This is a genomic window from Pseudoalteromonas fuliginea (genome assembly GCF_000690055.1).
GTDB lineage: Bacteria > Pseudomonadota > Gammaproteobacteria > Enterobacterales > Alteromonadaceae > Pseudoalteromonas > Pseudoalteromonas fuliginea.
In genome coordinates, this window is record NZ_JJNZ01000008.1 from 144212 (window position 1) to 163925 (window position 19714).

The window sequence follows — 19714 nt, forward strand, 5'->3', positions numbered from 1 at the left end:
CAATGTCGTCTAAATCAAAATCATCTTTTTCTTCGACTAACGCATCAGGTGCAATGTCATCCGCAGCGTCATCAATTAAACTATCAATATCATCTAAATCAAAATCATCACTTTCTTCGACTAAGACTTCATCAACGCTATCGTCTGTAGCTTGATCAATTAAGCTATCAATATCGTCTAAATCAAAATCATCTTTTTCACTTGAAAGACTATCTTCTGTATTATCTAAATCTGATTCAGTATTTGTTTGATCTAATAAGTCATCAATATCAAAATCATCATCTTCAGCGAGTTCTTCGCTAAGGGCGGCCATTTCATCATTCGATTCTAAGCTATTATCTTCTTCTATATCGTTTGTTTGTGGTGAGTCAAACTCCGATAAGCCATCATCTTCATTAAATAAACTATCTAAATCATCATTACTTAAAATATCATCACTATTTGATGATTCTAGTGGCGAATCTAAATCAATATCACCTTCTGGGCTATCATCAGGTGATTTATCGAAATCTTGTTGCATGAAAATATCAAGTTCATCGTCTTCAATATTTTCATCGTCAAAAACAATATCATCGCTTAATAAACTTTCTAATTCATCCTGATCAAGTAGGCTATCAGACTCAGTAAAGTCCTCTAGGCTGTCATCAAAAGCAATATCATCATCCGGTAATGGGGTATCATCGTCCGGTAAGATATCATTTTCTAAACTATCATCTAGCTGAATACTTAAGTCATCAAGTGGTTCCGGGACGATAGGGTCTTCAATATTTTGAGTATCTAAATCGTCATCGTTTGCGTAGGTAGGTGTTTGTGGTAAAAAATCATCGTCGCTTTGGACATCATCTTTACTAGCCCGCTTGCGTAAGAACATCACAACAGCAAAAACAATCAATAACCCAGGAATAACCATCAATAATCCAAGAACAAAAGGATTAGATAAAAAAGATCCCAGATCAAATTCAGCTTCTGGCTCTATTTTCTCAGCCTTTTGCTGTTCTATCATTTCATTTTGTTTAATTATTAGTTCTTTTAACTGTTGCTGTATTTCACTGTCTTGACCGAGCTGCATACGCACATTTTCAAGCTCTTTGGAGATGCCCGTAAGCTGTTTTTTTAAATTATTATTTTCAACTAAAATTTCTTCTACGTTATCAACTGAACTTTTGAATTGTTGTTGAAGCTCAACTAACTTACTAGTTTGATCTGTTTTAATTTCTTTAATTTCTTTTTGTAATTCTTTTTTTGCGTCATCTACATCAACTTTACGAGCTTGAGTAACTTGAGTTTGAGCTGAATTAATTTCACTTTGCGTAAGCGTACCGTTTTTTTTCTTTTCCCATAACGCATCATCTTGTTCAGAACGTTGTTTAGCGAGTTGTGTATTAACATTTCTAATTTCAGCTAGAGTAGGAATTTTTAAATAGGCACCACTTTGCATGTGGTTAAGGTTTTGCTCTAAAAATGAATTAGGATTTTTGTTATACAAAGCCTGCATAACTTGATAAATGCTAACCGAGTTGTCCGGGCGTACCTTAGCCGCTATACGCCAAAGCGTATCCGTCGGTTTTATTGGCCCAATAGATCGCCCTTGCGCACCATAGTCAGCGCCCTTTGGCCCCTTTAACTGGGTACTGTCTTGAGAGTAAACTGATGTTACTATCAATGCAGACGCTAATATAATAAGTGTAGCTAAACCGCGCATGCTGATCCTTTAATGTTTAAATGTTAACGCAGCACCGAGAAAGTTAAGTGCATAAACATTGATTAATCTTGCTTTTATCAGTCAAATGACTGATTCACATTTGTTATTACAATCTATTTTTGTTGCAAGCTCTATTCCAATTACAAACTATAAACCAGTTCAGGAGTAATATCCATTGCAACACATTGAAAATAAATACCTAAAAACATTATTAATAATATAAATTTATCGAGGATTATCAGTAGGTTTATATACTTCGTGAGATAAGTGGCAAAAAAATGGCGGTAACCCGAATAAAAAGCGGCAAACAATTGGTGCTTACCGCTTCTAAACTAATCGTTAGCTATAAAATATTACATGTAATTAGCAATAAGTTCTTCTGCAATTTGTATACTGTTAGTTGCAGCGCCTTTACGCGTGTTGTCACTTACAACCCACATATTTAAACCATGAGGGTGCGAGATATCAGCTCGTAAACGACCAATATAAACAGTGTCATTTCCACTTGCATCAGATACTGCCGTTGGATAATCACCTTCATCGTCAATCAACTCAACACCAGGGGCATCTTTTAAAAGTTGCTTAACATGCTCAAAGTCATAAGGCATACGCGTTTCAATATTAATTGATTCAGAATGTCCAAAAAATACAGGCACACGTACGCATGTAGGATTTACAGCAATAGTCGTATCACCCAAAATTTTATGGGTTTCATTTACCATTTTCATTTCTTCGCGTGTGTAGCCGTTCTCTTCAAAGCTATCAATTTGAGGAATAACGTTAAATGCTATTTGCTTTGGAAAAACTTTATTATCCATAGGACGAGCATTCATTAAATTAGCAGTTTGTTTTGCAAGTTCATCAACCGCTTCTTTACCTGCGCCCGATACAGCTTGGTAAGTAGATACATTGATACGGTCTATTCCGTAAGCATCATAAATTGGTTTAAGTGCTAGCATCATCTGAATAGTTGAACAGTTAGGGTTAGCGATAATATTACGATTTCTAAAATCAGCTAGGCTTGAAGCATTAACTTCTGGCACTACTAATGGGATTTCAAAATCATTTCTAAAGTGTGATGTGTTATCAATTACAATACAACCGGCGTCTGCTGCAATAGGTGCATATTTTTCAGATACACTGCCACCAGCAGAAAACAAACCTATGTGCGCTTGGCTAAAGTCAAAGCCTTCAACGTCTAATACTTCAATGGTCTCACCACGAAACTTTATATCTTCACCCGCGCTGCGGCTGCTAGCAAGTAAAAAAAGCTGATCAACAGGAAACTTACGATCTGCTAGCGTTTCAATGATTTGACGGCCTACTAAACCAGTAGCGCCAAGTACGGCAACGTTATATTTTTGCGACATATTTCTTCCTCTATAAACGACATTAAAACAACATCGTTAGTTAAATAACTATTTAGCTATGGTAAAACCAAGTTGACTAAGTGCAGCTAGTTGTGAGCTATCACCTTGTACCGACAAGGTGCTAAATTCTCGTCTTACCGGATAGCTTTTTCGTAAACTATCAAAACCATCACTTTCTAAGTGGCGAAGTAAAATACCATCATCACGGCGAACGTCGTAAATTAAATGCACTAAACGGGCAACATCCTGCTCATTAAAGTTTGACGTAATAACCGATTGTGTAATAGCTGGAGTAGGTAAAAAATCATTCAACGATTTACTCGCATCGACACTTTTCAGTTCACACAGTTTTTGATACAGCATTTGTGTACCACGAGCTTTGCCTTCAAGCGTATGACCCGCAATATGCACACTGGCGTAGCGAACATGTTCTAGTAATTCAGTTAAAATATTGGGCTCTTTTTCCCATACATCAAGCACTAAATCCAGATCAGCTCCCGCTTCCATTACCTCAAGCAACGCTTGGTTATCAATTACATCGCCTCGGCTTGCATTAATCAGCGTAAGCCCTGGCTTAAGTGCTTTTAATCGCTCTTTACCCATCATGTGCAGCGTTTTATGCTCGCCACTTTTAACAAGGGGAACGTGAAAAGTAACAACATCTGATTTTGCTAATAACTCATCAAGCGCTATATGATCTTGTAGTAAGCCTTGTTCGTGCTTAATTGGATCGCATAACAGTACATCAACATCTAGTGCTTTTAATTTTTCAGCTAAACACGTACCAATGTTACCCACCCCGACTATACCAATTGTTTGACCACACAATGGGCGCGCATTCTCTTGGCTTAATGCAAATAAGCTACTAATTACATATTCAGCTACCGCAACGGCATTACAACCAGGCGCGCTAGTAAAAGCGATATCTCTATCATGCAGTAATTGCGTATCAATATGGTCAATGCCAATTGTGGCTGTACCCACAAAGCTAAGCTTATTAGCTTGTGACAACAGCTCATAATTAACATTGGTCACTGAACGAGTAAGGAGTACATCTACATCAATTAATTGTTCAGGGGTTAATTTACGACCATCAAAACGCTCAACCTCACCAAAGTCTGCAAAGTACTGCTCAACTAAAGGCATATTTTGATCGGCAAGAATTTTCATTACAGAGTCCGTTTAGCAATTAAGAGGCGCTATTGTAGCGAACAACCTAGCCTTTACACAAACTAAAAAGCGAGGGCTTGTTGACCTTTCAGGATTAAAATTTGCTCGTTCTAGGGGCAATTTAATTGCGGCATGAGGTTGTAACTTAGTGGGCTAAGTAAAAATCGAGCAAAGCTTCCGCCCCTTACCTACACCCATTTAGGCAACAAAGAGTAAATTTCCCCTAGGGCGAACGCAAGGACAGTGTATGTTTAACCTCGAAAATAAACAGGATCTAGTCAGTCCATTTTTGAAAAAATCACCTTTAAAGGATCATATTAAGCTTTTGGATTACCGGTCAATTTAGAGAGGATTTATCACAGTATTATATTTTTAACCTGTGAGCTTAATAACGACACCGCTGTATATTTAATTTCTAAAGATAAAAATGTGTTGAAGTAACTCCCTAAAAAATGCAGCTCATCTAGACGAGCTGCATTTAATCAAAAGTAACTTTGAAGGATTACTTTACTATTTTATCTTCGTTTACTTCAACAACCTCAAGCGAGGCTTCTGTAGCATCTTCTTGCGTAACTTCAACGTCCGCTTTAACCGCAATCGCTGCATCCACAGTTGCTTGCTCACCAGCTATATCGGCTTGTAAAACAGTGTAAAAAGTAGCACTAGAGCTTGCCATTGTTACCAGTGATTCACATGGTGCAAAGTTAGCATCGCTGTTAGCTAATGTAGACATATCAGCACTTATTTTACTTGCGCCTAATTTATCCATATAGCTAAACGGGCCACCTAAAAATGGTGGAAAACCAATACCAAATATTGCACCAATGTCGCCATCACGTGGGCTGGCAATAATGCCATCATCTAAACAGCGTACTGCTTCGTTAAGCATTTGCGATACACAACGCTTAGCAATTTCGCTCTTGTTTAAACGTGGAGCCGGGGTAACACCCAATAGTTCGTAAACTGACTCATCAACCTTTTTGCCTTTTTTATCGTATTCATAAAAACCACGACCCGATTTACGGCCAAGGCGTTTTGAATCAATCATACGCACAAATGCATCAGGGCCTTTAAAACGCTCGCCTAATTCTTTTTCAAGAATTGGGGCAATTTTAGAGCCAATATCAATACCTACTTCATCAAGTAGAGCCAGCGGTCCTACCGGAAAACCAAACTCAACAAGCGCTGCATCAATCTTTTCAATTGGCTCACCCGCAAGCATCAAATTAGCAGCTTCGTTTAAGTAAGGCGCTAAAATACGGTTTACGTAAAAACCGGCCATGTCTTTTACAACAATTGGCGTTTTACCTTGCTTACGTGCAAAGTTAACAACGCGGGCAATGGTCTCTTGAGATGTACCTTCGTGTGGAATGATTTCCACTAATGGCATTTTTTCCACTGGTGAAAAGTAATGCAAGCCAATTACATTTTCAGGACGTGCTGCCTGCGCTGCAATTTGCGATATTGGTAATGATGACGTGTTACTTGCAAAAATTGTATTTGCTTGGCATTGCTGCTCTACGTCTGCAACCATACCTTGCTTAAGTGCAAGATCTTCAAACACCGCTTCTATTACTAAATCAATATGTTTAAAGCCGCTGTAGTCTGTTGCACCTGTAATGCGGTTCATTGTTAACTGCATATCAGCTTTAGACATAATACGGCGCTTAAGACGCTTATCTAAAATTTTGTAGGTGTAGCTCATTGCATTACTAATGCCCTGCTCTGCTACATCTTTAATACGTACCGGTACTTTAGCTTTAACTGCACTTACGTGCGCAATACCTGCGCCCATTAGTCCACCACCTAAAACAGCCGTTTTACTGATTGCGGGTGCGTCATCATTGCGCCACTCTTTTTTCATTTCAGTGGTTGCAAAGAAAATACCGCGAAGCGCTTTAGATTCGTCACTCATTACAAGTGTTGCAAAGCTTTCAGCTTCTGTTTTATACGCTTTTAGCTCATCAAGCTCTACACTAGCACGCACTGCTTTAATAATAGCGAGTGGTGCTGGGTAGTGCCCGCCCGTTTTTTTAAGTACGTTTTCTTTGGCTTTTTTAAAGATAAAGTTACGACCAAACGGGTTTGACTCTAATAATTTACTAATATTGTCGAGCTTTGGCTCTTTTGCTTGTGGCTTTTTCTTAGTCGCAAATTCTTTTGCAACTTTTAACAGCACACTGTGCGGTACGCAATCATCAAGCACGCCTGCTTTTTTAGCTTGCTTAGGGCGAATTTGTTTACCTGTTAGCATCCACTCTAGTGCTTTTTGAATACCAACAATTTTAGTTAAACGCTGCGTGCCGCCGCCACCTGGTAGTAAACCAAGTTGCACTTCTGGTAAGCCAATTTTTGTTAAATCGCTGTCGGTACCAACACGGTAATCACACGCTAAAGCAAATTCTAAACCACCACCTAATGCAGCGCCATGAATCGCACTTACTGTAGTGTATGGCAGTTTTGTCATATCAAAAAAAGCTTGATGGCATAGTTCGCTAATCGCTAGCGCATCTTCACGCTTTTGAACGCTATCGAGCATTTTTACATCGGCGCCCGCGATAAAGTTATCGCTTTTCCCGCTTATAAATACCATGCCTTTTACATTTTGCGACTTAGCGTCTTCTAGTAACGCTTTTAAATCATCGGCAAAACTGCTGCGCAGGGTATTCATTTTCTCCCCTGGCACATCAATCGTTACCACGGCGATTTTATTTTCATCTACCGCTAAATTAAATACTGAATCTGTCATTACGCGCTCTCCAATACAAAGGCTGCACCTAAACCACCAGCAGCACACGCTGTTGTTAATGCTAAACCGCCACCACGACGTTTAAGCTCGTGTAAGCTTTGCGTAATTAAGCGCGCACCTGTTGCTGCAAATGGGTGACCATATGCTAAAGAGCCGCCGTTAACGTTAAACTTATCCATGTTAATTTCGCCAATTGCTTTGCTGCGACCCAAATGCTCTTGTGCAAATTTGTCTGAGGCAAACATTTTCATATTGGCAAGTGTTTGCGATGCAAACGCTTCGTGCATTTCAATTAAATCTAAATCAGCAAGCGTAATACCCGCTCTATCTAGTGCAATAGGCGTTGAATGAGCTGGGCCCATTAACATGTCTTTTTCTACACCAATTGCCGAAAATGCAAAGCTACGTACGTAACCTAGTATTTCGTAGCCAAGTGCTTTTGCTTTGCTTTCGCTCATCATAAGTACAGCCGCTGCACCATCAGTTAATGGTGTTGCATTTGCGGCGGTAACAGTACCGTGCTGACGGTCAAAAACAGGCTTAAGCTTTGCGTAGCCTTCAACCGTTGAGTTTTTACGAATGTTGTTATCTTCTTCAATAAAGCTTTTATATGGCGGTAAATGCGCCGTCATTACTTCGTCTTTTAACTTTCCATCAGCCCATGCTTGCGTTGCAAGTGAGTGAGAACGATGCGCTAATGCATCTTGATCTTCACGGCTAATATTATGTGTTTTAGCCATTTGCTCAGCAGTTTGCCCCATTGAAAGGCCTGTTGAGTACTCTGCAACTGCAGGAGGCACTGGTAATAAGTCTTTTAAACGCAGTTTTGAAAATATTTTTAAGCGTTGACCAAGCGTACGTGCTTTATTTAAATCAACTAAGCTGCCTGCTAGCTTTTTACTAACACCAATTGGCAGTACTGATGACGAGTCTGCGCCGCCTGCAATACCTACACTTACAGATCCCGCCATAATAGACTCAGCTACATTAGCAATAGCCTGAAAGCTGGTAGCACATGCGCGCGATACAGAATATGCATCAACCGATACCGGCATACCTGTACCCAATACAATTTCACGTGCAATATTTGGCGCTTCTGGCATTTGTACTACTTGACCAAATACAAGTTGATCAATTTCTGACTTATTGAAATTTAATCGTTCAAGCATTTCGTTAACCACCAATTTACCCATATCAAGTGCTGGTACATGGTGAAACGCTGTTGCTTGTTTTGCAAAAGGTGTACGTAAGCCGCTAACGATGGCAATACGGTCGCCCTTTGGTGTTTTTAGTATGTTTTGCTCAGACATTTATGCTCTCCCGCTGACAGGTCTGACCTGTTTGTTTTCCTCGATTCTAAACAACCCGTGCCCTAAAGCCAATAGATAAACACAAATTTATATAAACAGTGTTTAATTACGATTATCACAATAGGCTTTTTTAGACGCATTTACAAAGTTTTGTGGTACGCTAAAAATCGTTAAGAAATAACGAACTATTTTAAAAAATACAGTCTAACCCTTGAGTTACTCAATTATAAACCTTATAAATAGGTCAGTATTTATCACCTAGCACTATTAGGTACAAACCCAGCTGACGAGGACAGTCCACTTATTATGGCAGCTAACGCATTTTCACAATTAAAAACGTACTTAGATACACAAATCATTGGCCAGCCAGAGCTTACACAAGCGCTACTTATTGCTATTTTAGCTGATGGTCACTTATTAGTAGAAGGCCCTCCTGGGCTTGCAAAAACACGTGCAGTTAATGCACTTGCTAAAGGCATTGAAGGCTCATTTCAGCGCGTACAGTTTACGCCAGATTTATTACCGGCTGATGTTACAGGTACCGACATTTACCGCCAACAAACTAGCGAGTTTGTATTTGAAAAAGGCCCTCTTTTTCACAACCTAATTTTAGCTGACGAAATTAACCGTGCACCAGCAAAAGTACAATCAGCACTATTAGAAGCCATGGCAGAGCGACAAGTTACCGTGGGTAAAAATACCTATCCGCTTAGCGAACTGTTTTTAGTTATGGCAACGCAAAACCCGCTAGAGCAAGAAGGAACTTACCCGTTACCAGAAGCCCAGCTGGATCGCTTTTTACTGCACCTAAGTATTGACTACCCTGGCGCAGAGCATGAGCTTGATATACTGCGTTTAACACGTGGCGAAGCGCTTAACGAGCAACAACCAGTAATGCAAAAAATTAGTCAAAGCGACTTATTTGCAGCTCGTAAAGAAATACTAGGCCTTTATTTAGCAGAGCCACTTGAGCAATATTTAGTACAACTTATTATAGCCACCCGTGAAGGCGCTAAATTAGACGCACAACTTGGTAGCTGGATTGAGTTTGGTGCAAGCCCGCGTGCAACAATAGCACTTGATAAATGTGCTCGTGCTCATGCATGGCTTCAAGGTCGCGACTTTGTAGCACCTGATGATATTCAAGCTGTTGTGCATAATGTACTGCGTCATCGCATTATTTTAAGTTACGAAGCCCAAGCCGATGGCATTACTAAAGATCAAGTAATAAGCCGTATAGTTGAACTTGTAGCCGTACCATAAGTTATGCAAAAACAATTAGAAACCCAAGCATGGCTCAAACAGAGCCATAGCCACGGTGTTAATTTAGCACTCAAAGAGCTGATGTATTACAAAGCCAAAGCGCAATTGCTTGAACTTGCCCCTAAGGTAAAAATAAAAAACACCTTAACAGGGCAATACCTTGCACCGCACAAAGGCCGAGGAATGGAATTTGCCGAAGTGCGACATTATCAGCAAGGTGACGATATTCGCTCTATTGATTGGCGAGTTACTGCGCGTACCGGCGAGACTCACACAAAGCTCTTTCAAGAAGAAAAAGAGCGCCCTGTGTTTGTATTTACTGATTTTTCAAACTCAATGCTGTTTGGCTCAAAGTTACTATTAAAGTCGGTGCAAGCTGCGCATATAAGCGCTCTTGTTGCATGGTCGGCGTGTCAGCGCGGCGATAGAATTGGCGGTATTGTGTTTAATCAGCACTCGCATTTAGAGCTAAAACCCAGTGCCCGTGAAAAAGCAGTGCTTAAGCTTTGCCATAATTTATGCGATAACCACCAGCAAGCGCTTAACAATATTGATAAAACAGCCCCTAACAACTTTAGCGATAACCTAAAGCGCCTTAATCATTTAGCAAAACCAGGCAGCTTAGTGTATTTGGTGTCTGATTTTAATGCTCTGGATGATGCTAGCTTTAAGCAACTCGAAATATTAAGCCGCCACTGCGAGCTGATTGGTTGCCATATAAGCGATCCATTTGAGCATCAGTTACCTGCGTTTAAGCAAGCCGTTACTGTTAATGCAAATGGTCAAGACTTTGCCCTACCATTAATGGATAACAGCTTTAGAGAACGCTTTGCTAAAAATGCTGAGCAAGCATTTAGTACGCGCTTTAATCGCTTAACTAAATCGGGTCTTAATTTAATATCATTCAATGCAGCAACACCGCTTGAGCAGCAATTAGTGAGAAAATAACCATGCAAACCAATCCACTCGATGGCCTGCACGATATAATAGCGCCAAGCCAAGTTAATTGGTGGCCACTCGCCCCTGCTTGGTGGGTTATTATTGCACTGCTGTTTTTAGCACTGTGCGCAGCTATTTATATATTTTACAAAAAACATAAATTTAAAAAGCCTAAACGCTACGCAATACAATTGAGCCAAAGTGAGCAAAATCCTCAGCAACTGCATATTATTTTAAAACGTTTAGTGATTGAATATTACGACAAGCGCCTTGCTGCGCAATCTACCTCTAAATGGTGCACAACACTTAATACGCTTACCGGTTTGAGCTTTACAGAACAAGAAATACTAAGCTTGTATAACCCCAGCCAAAAAGATACAACACTGTGCGAAAAATTTCGCCAAGGTATTAAGCAATTTAAAATAAAGGAGTCAGTAAATGTTTGAATTTAGCTGGCCATGGTTATTTTTATTACTACCCTTGCCTTTATTACTTTTACTATTAAAACCCGCTGCAAGTAATGCCAGTACGCGTTTACGTATACCCAGTTTTGCAAAGCACAATTTAACCAGCCAAAGCATTGAGCCACACGCACGACGCTTAAACCCTTTCGAGTGGATAATTTGGTTATTACTTGTTACTGCCGCTGCCAATCCAACATGGTTAGATGAGCCAATTTCATTACCAAATGAAGGGCGCGATATAATGTTAGCGGTCGATTTATCAGGCTCGATGACCGAACAAGACATGGCTTACAATGGCCAATATGTTGACCGCCTCACCATGGTAAAAGCCGTACTCAGTGACTTTATAGAACAGCGTCAAGGCGACAGGCTTGGGCTGATATTATTTGGCGACACCGCGTTTTTACAAACCCCGCTCACGCGCGACGTTAAAACAGTAAGTAAAATGCTCAGCGAAGCCCAAATTGGTTTAGTGGGACGCGCAACAGCCATTGGTGATGCATTGGGTCTTTCGGTAAAACGCTTTGCCAATAAAGATGAAAGTAACCGTATTGTGGTGCTATTAACTGACGGACAAAATACAGCGGGCAATTTAAACCCAGAAGATGCACTACTGCTAGCTCGCGAAGAAGGTATTAAAGTGTACACCATTGGTGTTGGCTCAGATAATCCGCGCGGCTTTAGCCTCTTTAATATGGGTGGCTCTAGTGGCAGTAATTTAGATGAAAGCTTACTTAAAAAGATTGCCGAGCAAACTGGCGGATTATACTTTAGAGCCAAAGATGTAGCAGGCCTTCAACAAATTTACGCAGAGCTTGATAAACTTGAACCTATTAGCGCTGATGAACAAACATTTCGCCCACAAAGCTCATTATTTTACTACCCGTTACTTATCGCTATTTTACTTATTAGCTTAAAAGTAATGCTGAGTACACTGCGTGCATTAAAGGAGCCAAACTAATGGATTTTGAATTTATTCGCCCCGCTCTTTTATGGTTACTCATACCTGCTGTGGCATTATTTTTTGTCGCCTTAATTAAGCATAAAAAAACGACTAGTGAGCAACTAATTGCACCGCATTTAGCACAATTTATAATGAGCGAAGCAAACACTAAAGCCAGCCAGCCACTTTGGTTAGTTGCTTTGTTTTGCAGCCTTGGCATTTTATTTAGTGCTGGGCCTAGCTTTGAGAAAAAACAAGTTCCTGTATTTCAAAGTAAAAGTGCCCGTGTAATTGTTATGGATATGTCGTACTCAATGTACAGCACCGATATTTTACCAAATCGTTTAATGCAATCACGCTTTAAAGCGCTTGATATGATTGAGCTATTTAAAGAAGGTGATACCGCGCTTGTAGCTTACGCAGGCACAGCCTATATAATATCGCCGCTAACAAACGACGCCACAACACTCAGTAATTTAATTCCAAGCTTAAGCCCTGAAATAATGCCAGACAAAGGCTCAAACGTTTTAGCCGGTCTTGATATGGCCAAAGAGCTATTAACGCAAGCGGGTTATATTGATGGCGACATTATTTTAGTGACCGACGGTATTGACCAGCAAGAACAAAGCGACGTGAGTAGCTTTACCAGTAACACCCAATATAGATTAAATATATATGGCGTGGGTACCGCTCAAGGCGCTCCAATTAAGTTACCTGAAGGTGGTTTTTTGAAAGACAGATACGGCCAAATTGTAGTACCTACTCTCAATGCCAGTCAGCTTAAAAATTTAGCATCGAGCAGTGGTGGTAAATTTGCTAGTTACCAGCCTAGTAATAACGACATAAATACGTTTGCCCCAAATGCACAGAGTGAATTATTGAAAGACGAAAAACAAAGCCACGCACTTTGGCGAATAGATGCAGGTATATACGGACTCTTGTTATTACTGCCATTTGGCTTGTATTTATTTAGACGCGCTGCCTTGCTGGGGGCTTTTTTAGCCTTTAGCTTTTTACCGCAGCAAAATGCGTATGCCGTAGAGCTTCCTACTCTTTTGCAAAATGCAGATCAACGTGCATTAGAGGCTTACAAAAATAAAGAATACAATGCAGCAACACAGGCGCAATCGAGTGAGTTAAAAGGCGCGGCGCTTTACCAGCAAGGTAATTTTGATGCTGCACTTAATGAGTTTAGTAATGATAAGTCGGCTACCGGTTTATACAACTACGGTAATGCCCTTGCCAAAGCTGGCAAGCTTGAGGACGCCATTGAAGCCTACAAACAAGCCCAAACCTTACAAGACGACTTTACACAAGCAACTGACAACCAAGCTTTAGTTGAACAATTACTCAATCAACAAGAGCAACAAAACCAGCAAAGCGACGGCGACGACTCTCAAGACCAAGATGATAGCCAGAAAAAAGATGAGCAAAACCAAGGGCAAAATTCTGATGAGTCAAAACAGGATAAGCAACAAAATGGTGATAAAAGCGATTCTGAAAAAGGCGAAAACGAAAGTCAAAGCTCAAGCGATGAAAAATCTGATAAAGAATCAGATAAAGAGTCTGAACAATCAAAAAATCAACAAGGTGAGCCTGACGAACAATCAGACAAGCAAAATGAACCTGATATGCAAGCTCAGCCACAAAGTGAGCAAGGGCAAAATAAAGACGCTGACCAGCCTAAAGAGGACGAGCAGCAACAAAGTAAACCACAAGCAATGAGTGAGCAACCGACCACTGATGAGCAAAAACAAAGTGCTCAGCAACAAGCGATGAAAGCCCAAGCAAGTGAGCTCACTAATGAAGAAAAAGAAAAAGCACAACAGCTTAATCAACTACTTAGAAAAGTCCCGGATGATCCGGCTATTTTATTACGGAATAAAATGCAATTAGAAGCCCAAAAAAGACAATATAAACGTCGCCCTACAGGAGTCGAAAAATCATGGTAATGCGATTATTTTGCTGTTTATTGCTATTAAGTGCGATGCCTTCGTGGGCTGCCACCAAATTAGAAGCCAGCGTAGATAAAAACCCTGTATTAGCGGGTGAATTTTTTATGCTTAATATATCCGTAGACGATACAGTTAAAGGCGAGCAACCAGACACCTCATCGCTGTTAAAAGACTTTGTTGTAGGCCCGACGAGCTTAAGCTCTCGTACCAACATTATTAATGGCAGCATTAATAAACAAACCACGTGGTCAGTTAAATTAATGACCCGTGCAGAGGGTGATTACACGATTCCGGCATTTAGCGTTGCAGGGTTAACCTCAAAGCCTATTAAATTAAAAGTGGCAAAACGCTCAGTTGATGCAGATAAAAATAACGAAATATTTTTAAAAACGTCGCTCTCGAGTAATTCATTATTTGTGCAAGAAGCAGGCATTTACACTATTAAACTTTACCTTGCGAAAGAACTGCTTGATGGCAGCCTAAGTGCACCAAGTATGGAAGACGCTCAGCTTACTCAATTAGGTAAACAAACCGAGAGCTATGAGCTGGTTGATGGCAAGCGCTACCTTGTTATTACTCGTGAGTATTTAATTCAGCCACAAAAAAGTGGTGTCTACACGATTGCAGGTCCTGCTTTTCAAGGGCGAGTACAACAAAATTATCGTCAATTAGAAGTATCCGCTCTTGGCGACGACCAGCAAATAGAAATCAAGCCAATTCCGAGTGACTATAAGGGAACGTGGTTACCAAGCGAGTTGGTTAATCTAGACGAAGAATGGCAACCTAACGACAACACCGTAGAAGTCGGTACGCCTATAACACGTACTATTACACTTACCGCTCTTGGCGTTACAAAAGAGCAATTACCTGAAATCTCTATGCCTACCATTGATGGCATACGCAGCTACCCTGATAAAAAAGAAAATAACAATGCAGTACGTGACGGACGTGTTGTATCGCAGCAAACTGCATCGTATGCATTACTGCCGCAAAAACCAGGTACTTACACTTTACCTGAAATACAGCTGCCTTGGTTTAATACTAAAATGAACCGTATTAACGTAGCTACATTACCCAAGCGTACTATAACTGTTACACCTAGTAGTACAGCTATTAGCTCAACAACTAACAGTAATCAACAAACTATCGATACGCTAACATCTTCGCCAAATAATAATGTAGATGCTACACAGTTAGAATCAATGCAAGTACAAAAAAATATACCATTGTGGCTTATTGCTGTTGCGATATTAGGTTATGTTTTATGGATTGTGACTGTAATTTTTTATTGGTTTAACCGTTCTACTAGCAATACCACTAAGAAAGTACAATCAACTGCGGATATAATTAACCAACCAAGCTTGAAAAAGCTGGTTGCGGTAGCAAAATCAAACGATAATAAAGTGTTTTATAATGAGCTTAATAATTATGCGGTCCTGGTTACGAATAAAAATGTGGGCGCAATTGATGAACTATGCTGCATTGTAAGCAATAGTGAGTTAAATAACTATATTATGCAATTGCAGGCACAGCTTTACAGTAATAGAACTACAAACTGTGATCTTAATGCTATTATTAAAATTCTTGAGAACCATCAAACTCAAGCATTAAAGTCGCAACAAGCTGTATTAAAAGACCTTTATGATTAATAACTACGATACTCAGGTCTTTTTTGCAATAAATAATAATTTTTAATTAAAAAAGTGCTTATGCTTGGAAAGAAAAAATCAAACAATCAGGTCTTAATCGATATGGCAGAGAAACAAAAGCGTTATGAAGCCTTGGTCCACGTTTACAATAAAGAGCTTTATCGCTTTGCTTATTGGCTATGTCGTGATCCGCACATAGCAGATGATCTAGTACAAGAAACGTTTTTACGCGCTTGGCGTTCACTCGACTCTTTACTTGATCAAAAAGCAGCTAAACCCTGGTTGCTTACTATATTACGAAGAGAAAACGCACGCCGATTTGAACGTAAACAGTTTGATTATAGCGACGTAGAAAACGATACGCTTGTTGATGAAACCAGCCACTCATTAGATGATGAAATGGAACAAACGGTTATTCAACGCCAGATTGCACTGCTATCTGATGAATACCGAGAGCCGTTATTACTGCAAGTTGTAATGGGCTGCTCTGGTGAAGAGATTGCAGACATACTTAATTTAAATAAAAACACGGTAATGACCCGTTTATACCGTGCCCGAAATCAACTTAAAGAGGCTTTAAGCCGTGATGATGAACAACTTAAAGGGGCATCAAAATAATGGATGAACTTGAGTTTCGTCGCCGCACTATTGCGCAGCCAAACGACATTGACAAGGAGCTTATGGAGTTTGCTGACAGTAATCCTGAGCGACAAAGTTTTATTAACGATATGAAAGATTTTGATAAATTTATTCAAGATTCTTTAGACATACCTGTGCCTGAAAACCTTGCAGACCGCATTCTTTTAAACACATCGTTAAAAGAAAAAGCACTACAAGAAGAACAAGCAACAGGAAAAAATGTAGTTGATGCCCGCTCGCGTTTTAAGCTTGACCGCGTGCATCTTGCGTTAGCAGCATCTTTTGTAGTGGCGATTAGTGCCTTCTTTTTTAGTACAGAGCAAAATATTGCACACGAAGCGGGTGAACATGCACTAGCTCATGTGTACTACGAAATTAGTGCGCTTGATAAAAAAGAGCCCATTAGCTTGCAAAGTGTAAACGATAAGTTAGCTGTTTTAGGCGGTCATATTGATGAACTTCCTGGTGCAGTCACTTACGCTATGTTTTGTGATTTTAAAGGCGAAAAAGGCCTGCATTTAATATTTGAATCTGACTTTGGCCCTATGACTGTATTTATAGTACCTTCTGAAAATCAATCATTTGGATTTGGTGATGATGATTTTAAAGATGAGCGCTTTGAAGGCCATATCAACCGAGGTTCACAAGCTGATACTATTTTAGTGGCAAGTGTTGGAGCACCTTTAGATACTTATAACGAACGCGTTACAGGCGCCATTCGTTGGCTTTAAAAAACAAATTTACCGCTTAGTTTCTACTGAGCGGTTTTTTTATTAAATACCCTATAATAAACCCTCCCTTTTATACCTAAAAACTCTTATTTATAAACTAATTAATTAAATTCCTCATGAAAGTAAATTATAATCGCGGCTCGATTAAAATTAAGGAATTTCATGAAGAATATCATCGTTATTTTTTCACTATTGGCATTGTTATGTACTGCCAGTTTTGATGCACACGCACGTAAAAAATTTGGCAGCAGTAAACGCGGAAAAACGCCTGCAACACAACAAACAGCGCAAAAACAAAAAGCTGATACAACAACCCCAACGGCTGCCCCAAAAGCTAAATCAAATAAAAAAGGCATTATGGCAGGCGTTTTAGGTGGCCTTTTAGCGGGTGGCTTAATTGCAGCAATGCTAGGCGACAATTTTGAAGGTTTTCAGCTATTAGAAATGATTTTATTAGCTGGCGGGCTCTTTATTTTATTTAAGCTAGTAACGGGCTTTTTACGTGCTAATCGCGCCCCACAACTTGCAAATACCAGTGCAGGTACAAGTGCTCAGCAAAATATTTTTAAACAAGCACCTATCGAGCAACCAACAAGTACAGGCTTTGCAAGCAGCGCCCCACAAGGTGAAAGTGTGCCTTTTAATTTACCACCTAACTTTGACGTTAATGGCTTTTTGCAAGGTGCCCGTAGTCATTACCATACGCTACAAACTGCATGGAACAATGCCGATTACACCACAATGGCTGAATACTTAAGCCCTGCACTTGTTGCCGAGTTTAAAGCTGAACGTGAAGCTATACAAAGCGTAGAAACAGAAGTGATGTTTATTGATGCCGAACTTGTGTGCGCAGATACAAACGCGCAATCGTGGCAGGTTAGTGTTCGCTTTAAAGGTAAGTACCGTGATTTAGGCGATAAAAAAGAAGAGCCTATTTTAGAAATTTGGCACTTAGAGCGTCTAATTTCAGACGACGCTCCATGGCTAATAGTGGGTGTTGAAGATTTAATTGATACTCAATAATTTTATATTGTGTAAAACACCGCGCTTTTAGCGCGGTGTTTTTTTATTTAAAAAACAATTGACTTACCACGTCCTGATGCTTCAGAAGCGGCATCTAATTGGCCCTCTTTATTAATAATAACGTGTAAGTCACCAAAGTGATTCTCATCTATGGTGTAACCCATTTTTGTAAGCTCTGCTTTTACGCTATCGGTTAAACCTATGTGTGTTCTAATTATATTTTTAGGCCATAGTTGATGATGAAAACGAGGGCTATTTACAACCTGCTCAGCAGTCATATCAAACTCTACCGCATTTAAGATAGATTCGTACACAGAGCTAATAATTGTTGTGCCACCAGGCGAGCCTGTCACCATTTTAACGGTGTTGTCTTTAAGGAGTATTGTAGGCGTCATAGAGCTAAGCATACGCTTGTGCGGCTGTATTTCGTTAGCTTTACCGCCTATTGCACCAAACACATTCATAACGCCTGGTTTGGCACTAAAGTCGTCCATTTCATCATTTAAAATAAACCCTGCACCTTCAACAACCACACCGCTACCAAACCCTAAGTTTATTGTGGTGGTATTTGCGACAGCGTTACCCATTTTATCAACGATTGAAAAGTGCGTAGTTTGCTCACTTTCTTTAAGGCCCGGTTTAATACTTTCAGTAGTCGAGATCGCGGTTAACGAAATGCCATTACTTCGCTCTTTGAGGTAGTTAATATTAGTTAATGCGCTGACTGGTACATCAAAAAAATCAGGATCGCCTAAATACTCCGCCCTATCTGCAAATACACGTTTACCTATTTCAGAAAGTAGGTGTACATACTGAGTAGAGTTATGCGCTAAGCCCGCATCTGGTTTTTGTAACTCATACATTTTAAGCCACTGTAAAATAGCAATACCACCTGAACTCGGCGGTGGCGAAGTAAGTACTTCATAACCATTCCAACTCGCTTTAATAGGTGTACGTGATTTAGCGGTATAATTTTTTAAATCATCTTGATTAATAATACCACCATGCTGGTGCATAAATTTAGCAATAATATTTGCAGTTTCGCCTTTATAAAACCCATCTTGGCCGTTATCACGGATACGCTTTAACGTTACCGCTAACTCGGGTTGCTTAAATACTTTATTAGTTTTTACATCAGCAAAATATTTTTCGAAGTTTACATTTATTTTTTGCTCTTTTAGATGGGCTATATAATGGCTAACACCTTTTGCTAACTTAGGCGGAACGACAAACCCTTGCTCAGCCAACGTTACAGCAGGCTGTACTAGTGTTTCCCACTTTAAAGTGCCATGCTTTTGATGGGCAAGCCACATACCCGCTACACTGCCAGGTACACCGCTTGCGTGAATGCCATATATTGATTTGTTTGCAATAACATTACCTTGATCATCTAAATACATATCACGATGAGCCGCTGTTGGCGCTGTTTCGCGATAGTCTATAAAATCGCCCTTGCCATCTTTTTGAATAAGCATAAATCCCCCGCCGCCAATATTGCCGGCTTCAGGAAGCGTTACTGCAAGTACAAATTGTGCCGTTATAGCCGCATCAACAGCATTACCGCCTTGCTCTAATATACTTTTAGCAGCATCGGCACTGAACGAGTCAGGCATTGCGACCGCGCTTTGCGATAAAGGCTGCGCTAAAACACTAAAAGCAGCGAACTGTAAAACCAGCACACTTTTGACGATTAATTTACGTGGTGAAAAAAACAATCCCATACAACATCCTTAATTTATTATTTTTGTTGCCCATATTAATGCACGTCATTTAAAGACAGGTCAATCTTTATACTATTGATATTTAA

Annotated in this window: 14 protein-coding genes and 1 pseudogene; 9 read left to right on the plus strand and 6 right to left on the minus strand. The window is 39.9% G+C overall.

Going from position 1 to position 19714, the window contains the following annotated elements; all coding sequences use genetic code 11:
- Positions 1 to 1348: 1348 nt before the first annotated feature.
- The 5 genes and pseudogenes from DC53_RS22945 to fadI form a co-directional block, all read right to left on the minus strand.
- Positions 1349 to 1702, minus strand: a pseudogene (locus tag DC53_RS22945) (FimV/HubP family polar landmark protein); the annotation flags it as partial.
- Between the two features lie 353 nt (positions 1703 to 2055).
- The gene (locus DC53_RS17210; protein WP_007377758.1) at positions 2056 to 3072 is read right to left on the minus strand and encodes an aspartate-semialdehyde dehydrogenase; all 1017 of its coding nucleotides are present in this window, start codon (positions 3070 to 3072) and stop codon (positions 2056 to 2058) included.
- 48 nt (positions 3073 to 3120) lie between these two features.
- Positions 3121 to 4242, minus strand: a complete 1122-nt coding sequence (locus DC53_RS17205; RefSeq protein WP_007377759.1) for a 4-phosphoerythronate dehydrogenase — start codon at positions 4240 to 4242, stop codon at positions 3121 to 3123.
- 502 nt (positions 4243 to 4744) lie between these two features.
- Positions 4745 to 6991 (minus strand): fatty acid oxidation complex subunit alpha FadJ, encoded by a 2247-nt coding sequence (gene fadJ, locus DC53_RS17200; protein WP_033028572.1) that lies wholly within the window; start codon positions 6989 to 6991, stop codon positions 4745 to 4747.
- A complete protein-coding gene (fadI, locus tag DC53_RS17195) occupies positions 6991 to 8301 on the minus strand; it encodes an acetyl-CoA C-acyltransferase FadI (protein ID WP_008138643.1) in 1311 nt (436 codons plus the stop codon). Before fadI ends, fadJ begins: the two co-directional genes overlap by 1 nt.
- 306 nt (positions 8302 to 8607) lie before the next feature.
- Between fadI and DC53_RS17190 the strand changes: the two genes are divergently transcribed.
- The 9 genes from DC53_RS17190 (at position 8608) to DC53_RS17150 (ending at position 17907) form a co-directional block, all read left to right on the plus strand.
- Complete coding sequence (locus tag DC53_RS17190; RefSeq protein ID WP_007377762.1) at positions 8608 to 9564, plus strand: AAA family ATPase; 957 nt, start codon at positions 8608 to 8610, stop codon at positions 9562 to 9564.
- A 3-nt stretch (positions 9565 to 9567) separates the two neighbouring features.
- Positions 9568 to 10512, plus strand: coding sequence for a DUF58 domain-containing protein (locus tag DC53_RS17185; protein WP_033028573.1), 945 nt, complete (start codon positions 9568 to 9570; stop codon positions 10510 to 10512).
- 2 nt (positions 10513 to 10514) lie between these two features.
- On the plus strand, positions 10515 to 10949 hold the full coding sequence (locus tag DC53_RS17180) for a DUF4381 domain-containing protein (protein WP_004335624.1): 435 nt from the start codon (positions 10515 to 10517) through the stop codon (positions 10947 to 10949).
- A complete protein-coding gene (locus DC53_RS17175) occupies positions 10942 to 11928 on the plus strand; it encodes a vWA domain-containing protein (protein ID WP_033028574.1) in 987 nt (328 codons plus the stop codon). Before DC53_RS17180 ends, DC53_RS17175 begins: the two co-directional genes overlap by 8 nt.
- Positions 11928 to 13862: a VWA domain-containing protein gene (locus tag DC53_RS17170; protein ID WP_033028575.1), complete on the plus strand. Its 1935-nt coding sequence runs from the start codon at positions 11928 to 11930 to the stop codon at positions 13860 to 13862. Before DC53_RS17175 ends, DC53_RS17170 begins: the two co-directional genes overlap by 1 nt.
- Positions 13856 to 15514: a BatD family protein gene (locus DC53_RS17165; protein ID WP_033028576.1), complete on the plus strand. Its 1659-nt coding sequence runs from the start codon at positions 13856 to 13858 to the stop codon at positions 15512 to 15514. The genes DC53_RS17170 and DC53_RS17165 overlap by 7 nt, the downstream gene beginning before the upstream one ends.
- A 60-nt stretch (positions 15515 to 15574) precedes the next feature.
- Positions 15575 to 16132 carry a sigma-70 family RNA polymerase sigma factor gene (locus DC53_RS17160; protein ID WP_007377767.1) on the plus strand — a complete coding sequence of 186 codons (558 nt, stop codon included), beginning with the start codon at positions 15575 to 15577 and terminating at the stop codon, positions 16130 to 16132.
- Complete coding sequence (locus DC53_RS17155; RefSeq protein ID WP_008138632.1) at positions 16132 to 16884, plus strand: DUF3379 family protein; 753 nt, start codon at positions 16132 to 16134, stop codon at positions 16882 to 16884. The genes DC53_RS17160 and DC53_RS17155 overlap by 1 nt, the downstream gene beginning before the upstream one ends.
- Before the next feature lie 162 nt (positions 16885 to 17046).
- The gene (locus tag DC53_RS17150) at positions 17047 to 17907 is read left to right on the plus strand and encodes a Tim44 domain-containing protein (RefSeq protein ID WP_033028577.1); all 861 of its coding nucleotides are present in this window, start codon (positions 17047 to 17049) and stop codon (positions 17905 to 17907) included.
- Between the two features lie 47 nt (positions 17908 to 17954).
- Here the strand turns inward: DC53_RS17150 and ggt are convergent, their stop codons facing one another.
- A complete protein-coding gene (gene ggt / locus DC53_RS17145) occupies positions 17955 to 19628 on the minus strand; it encodes a gamma-glutamyltransferase (protein ID WP_033028578.1) in 1674 nt (557 codons plus the stop codon).
- Positions 19629 to 19714: the final 86 nt, after the last annotated feature.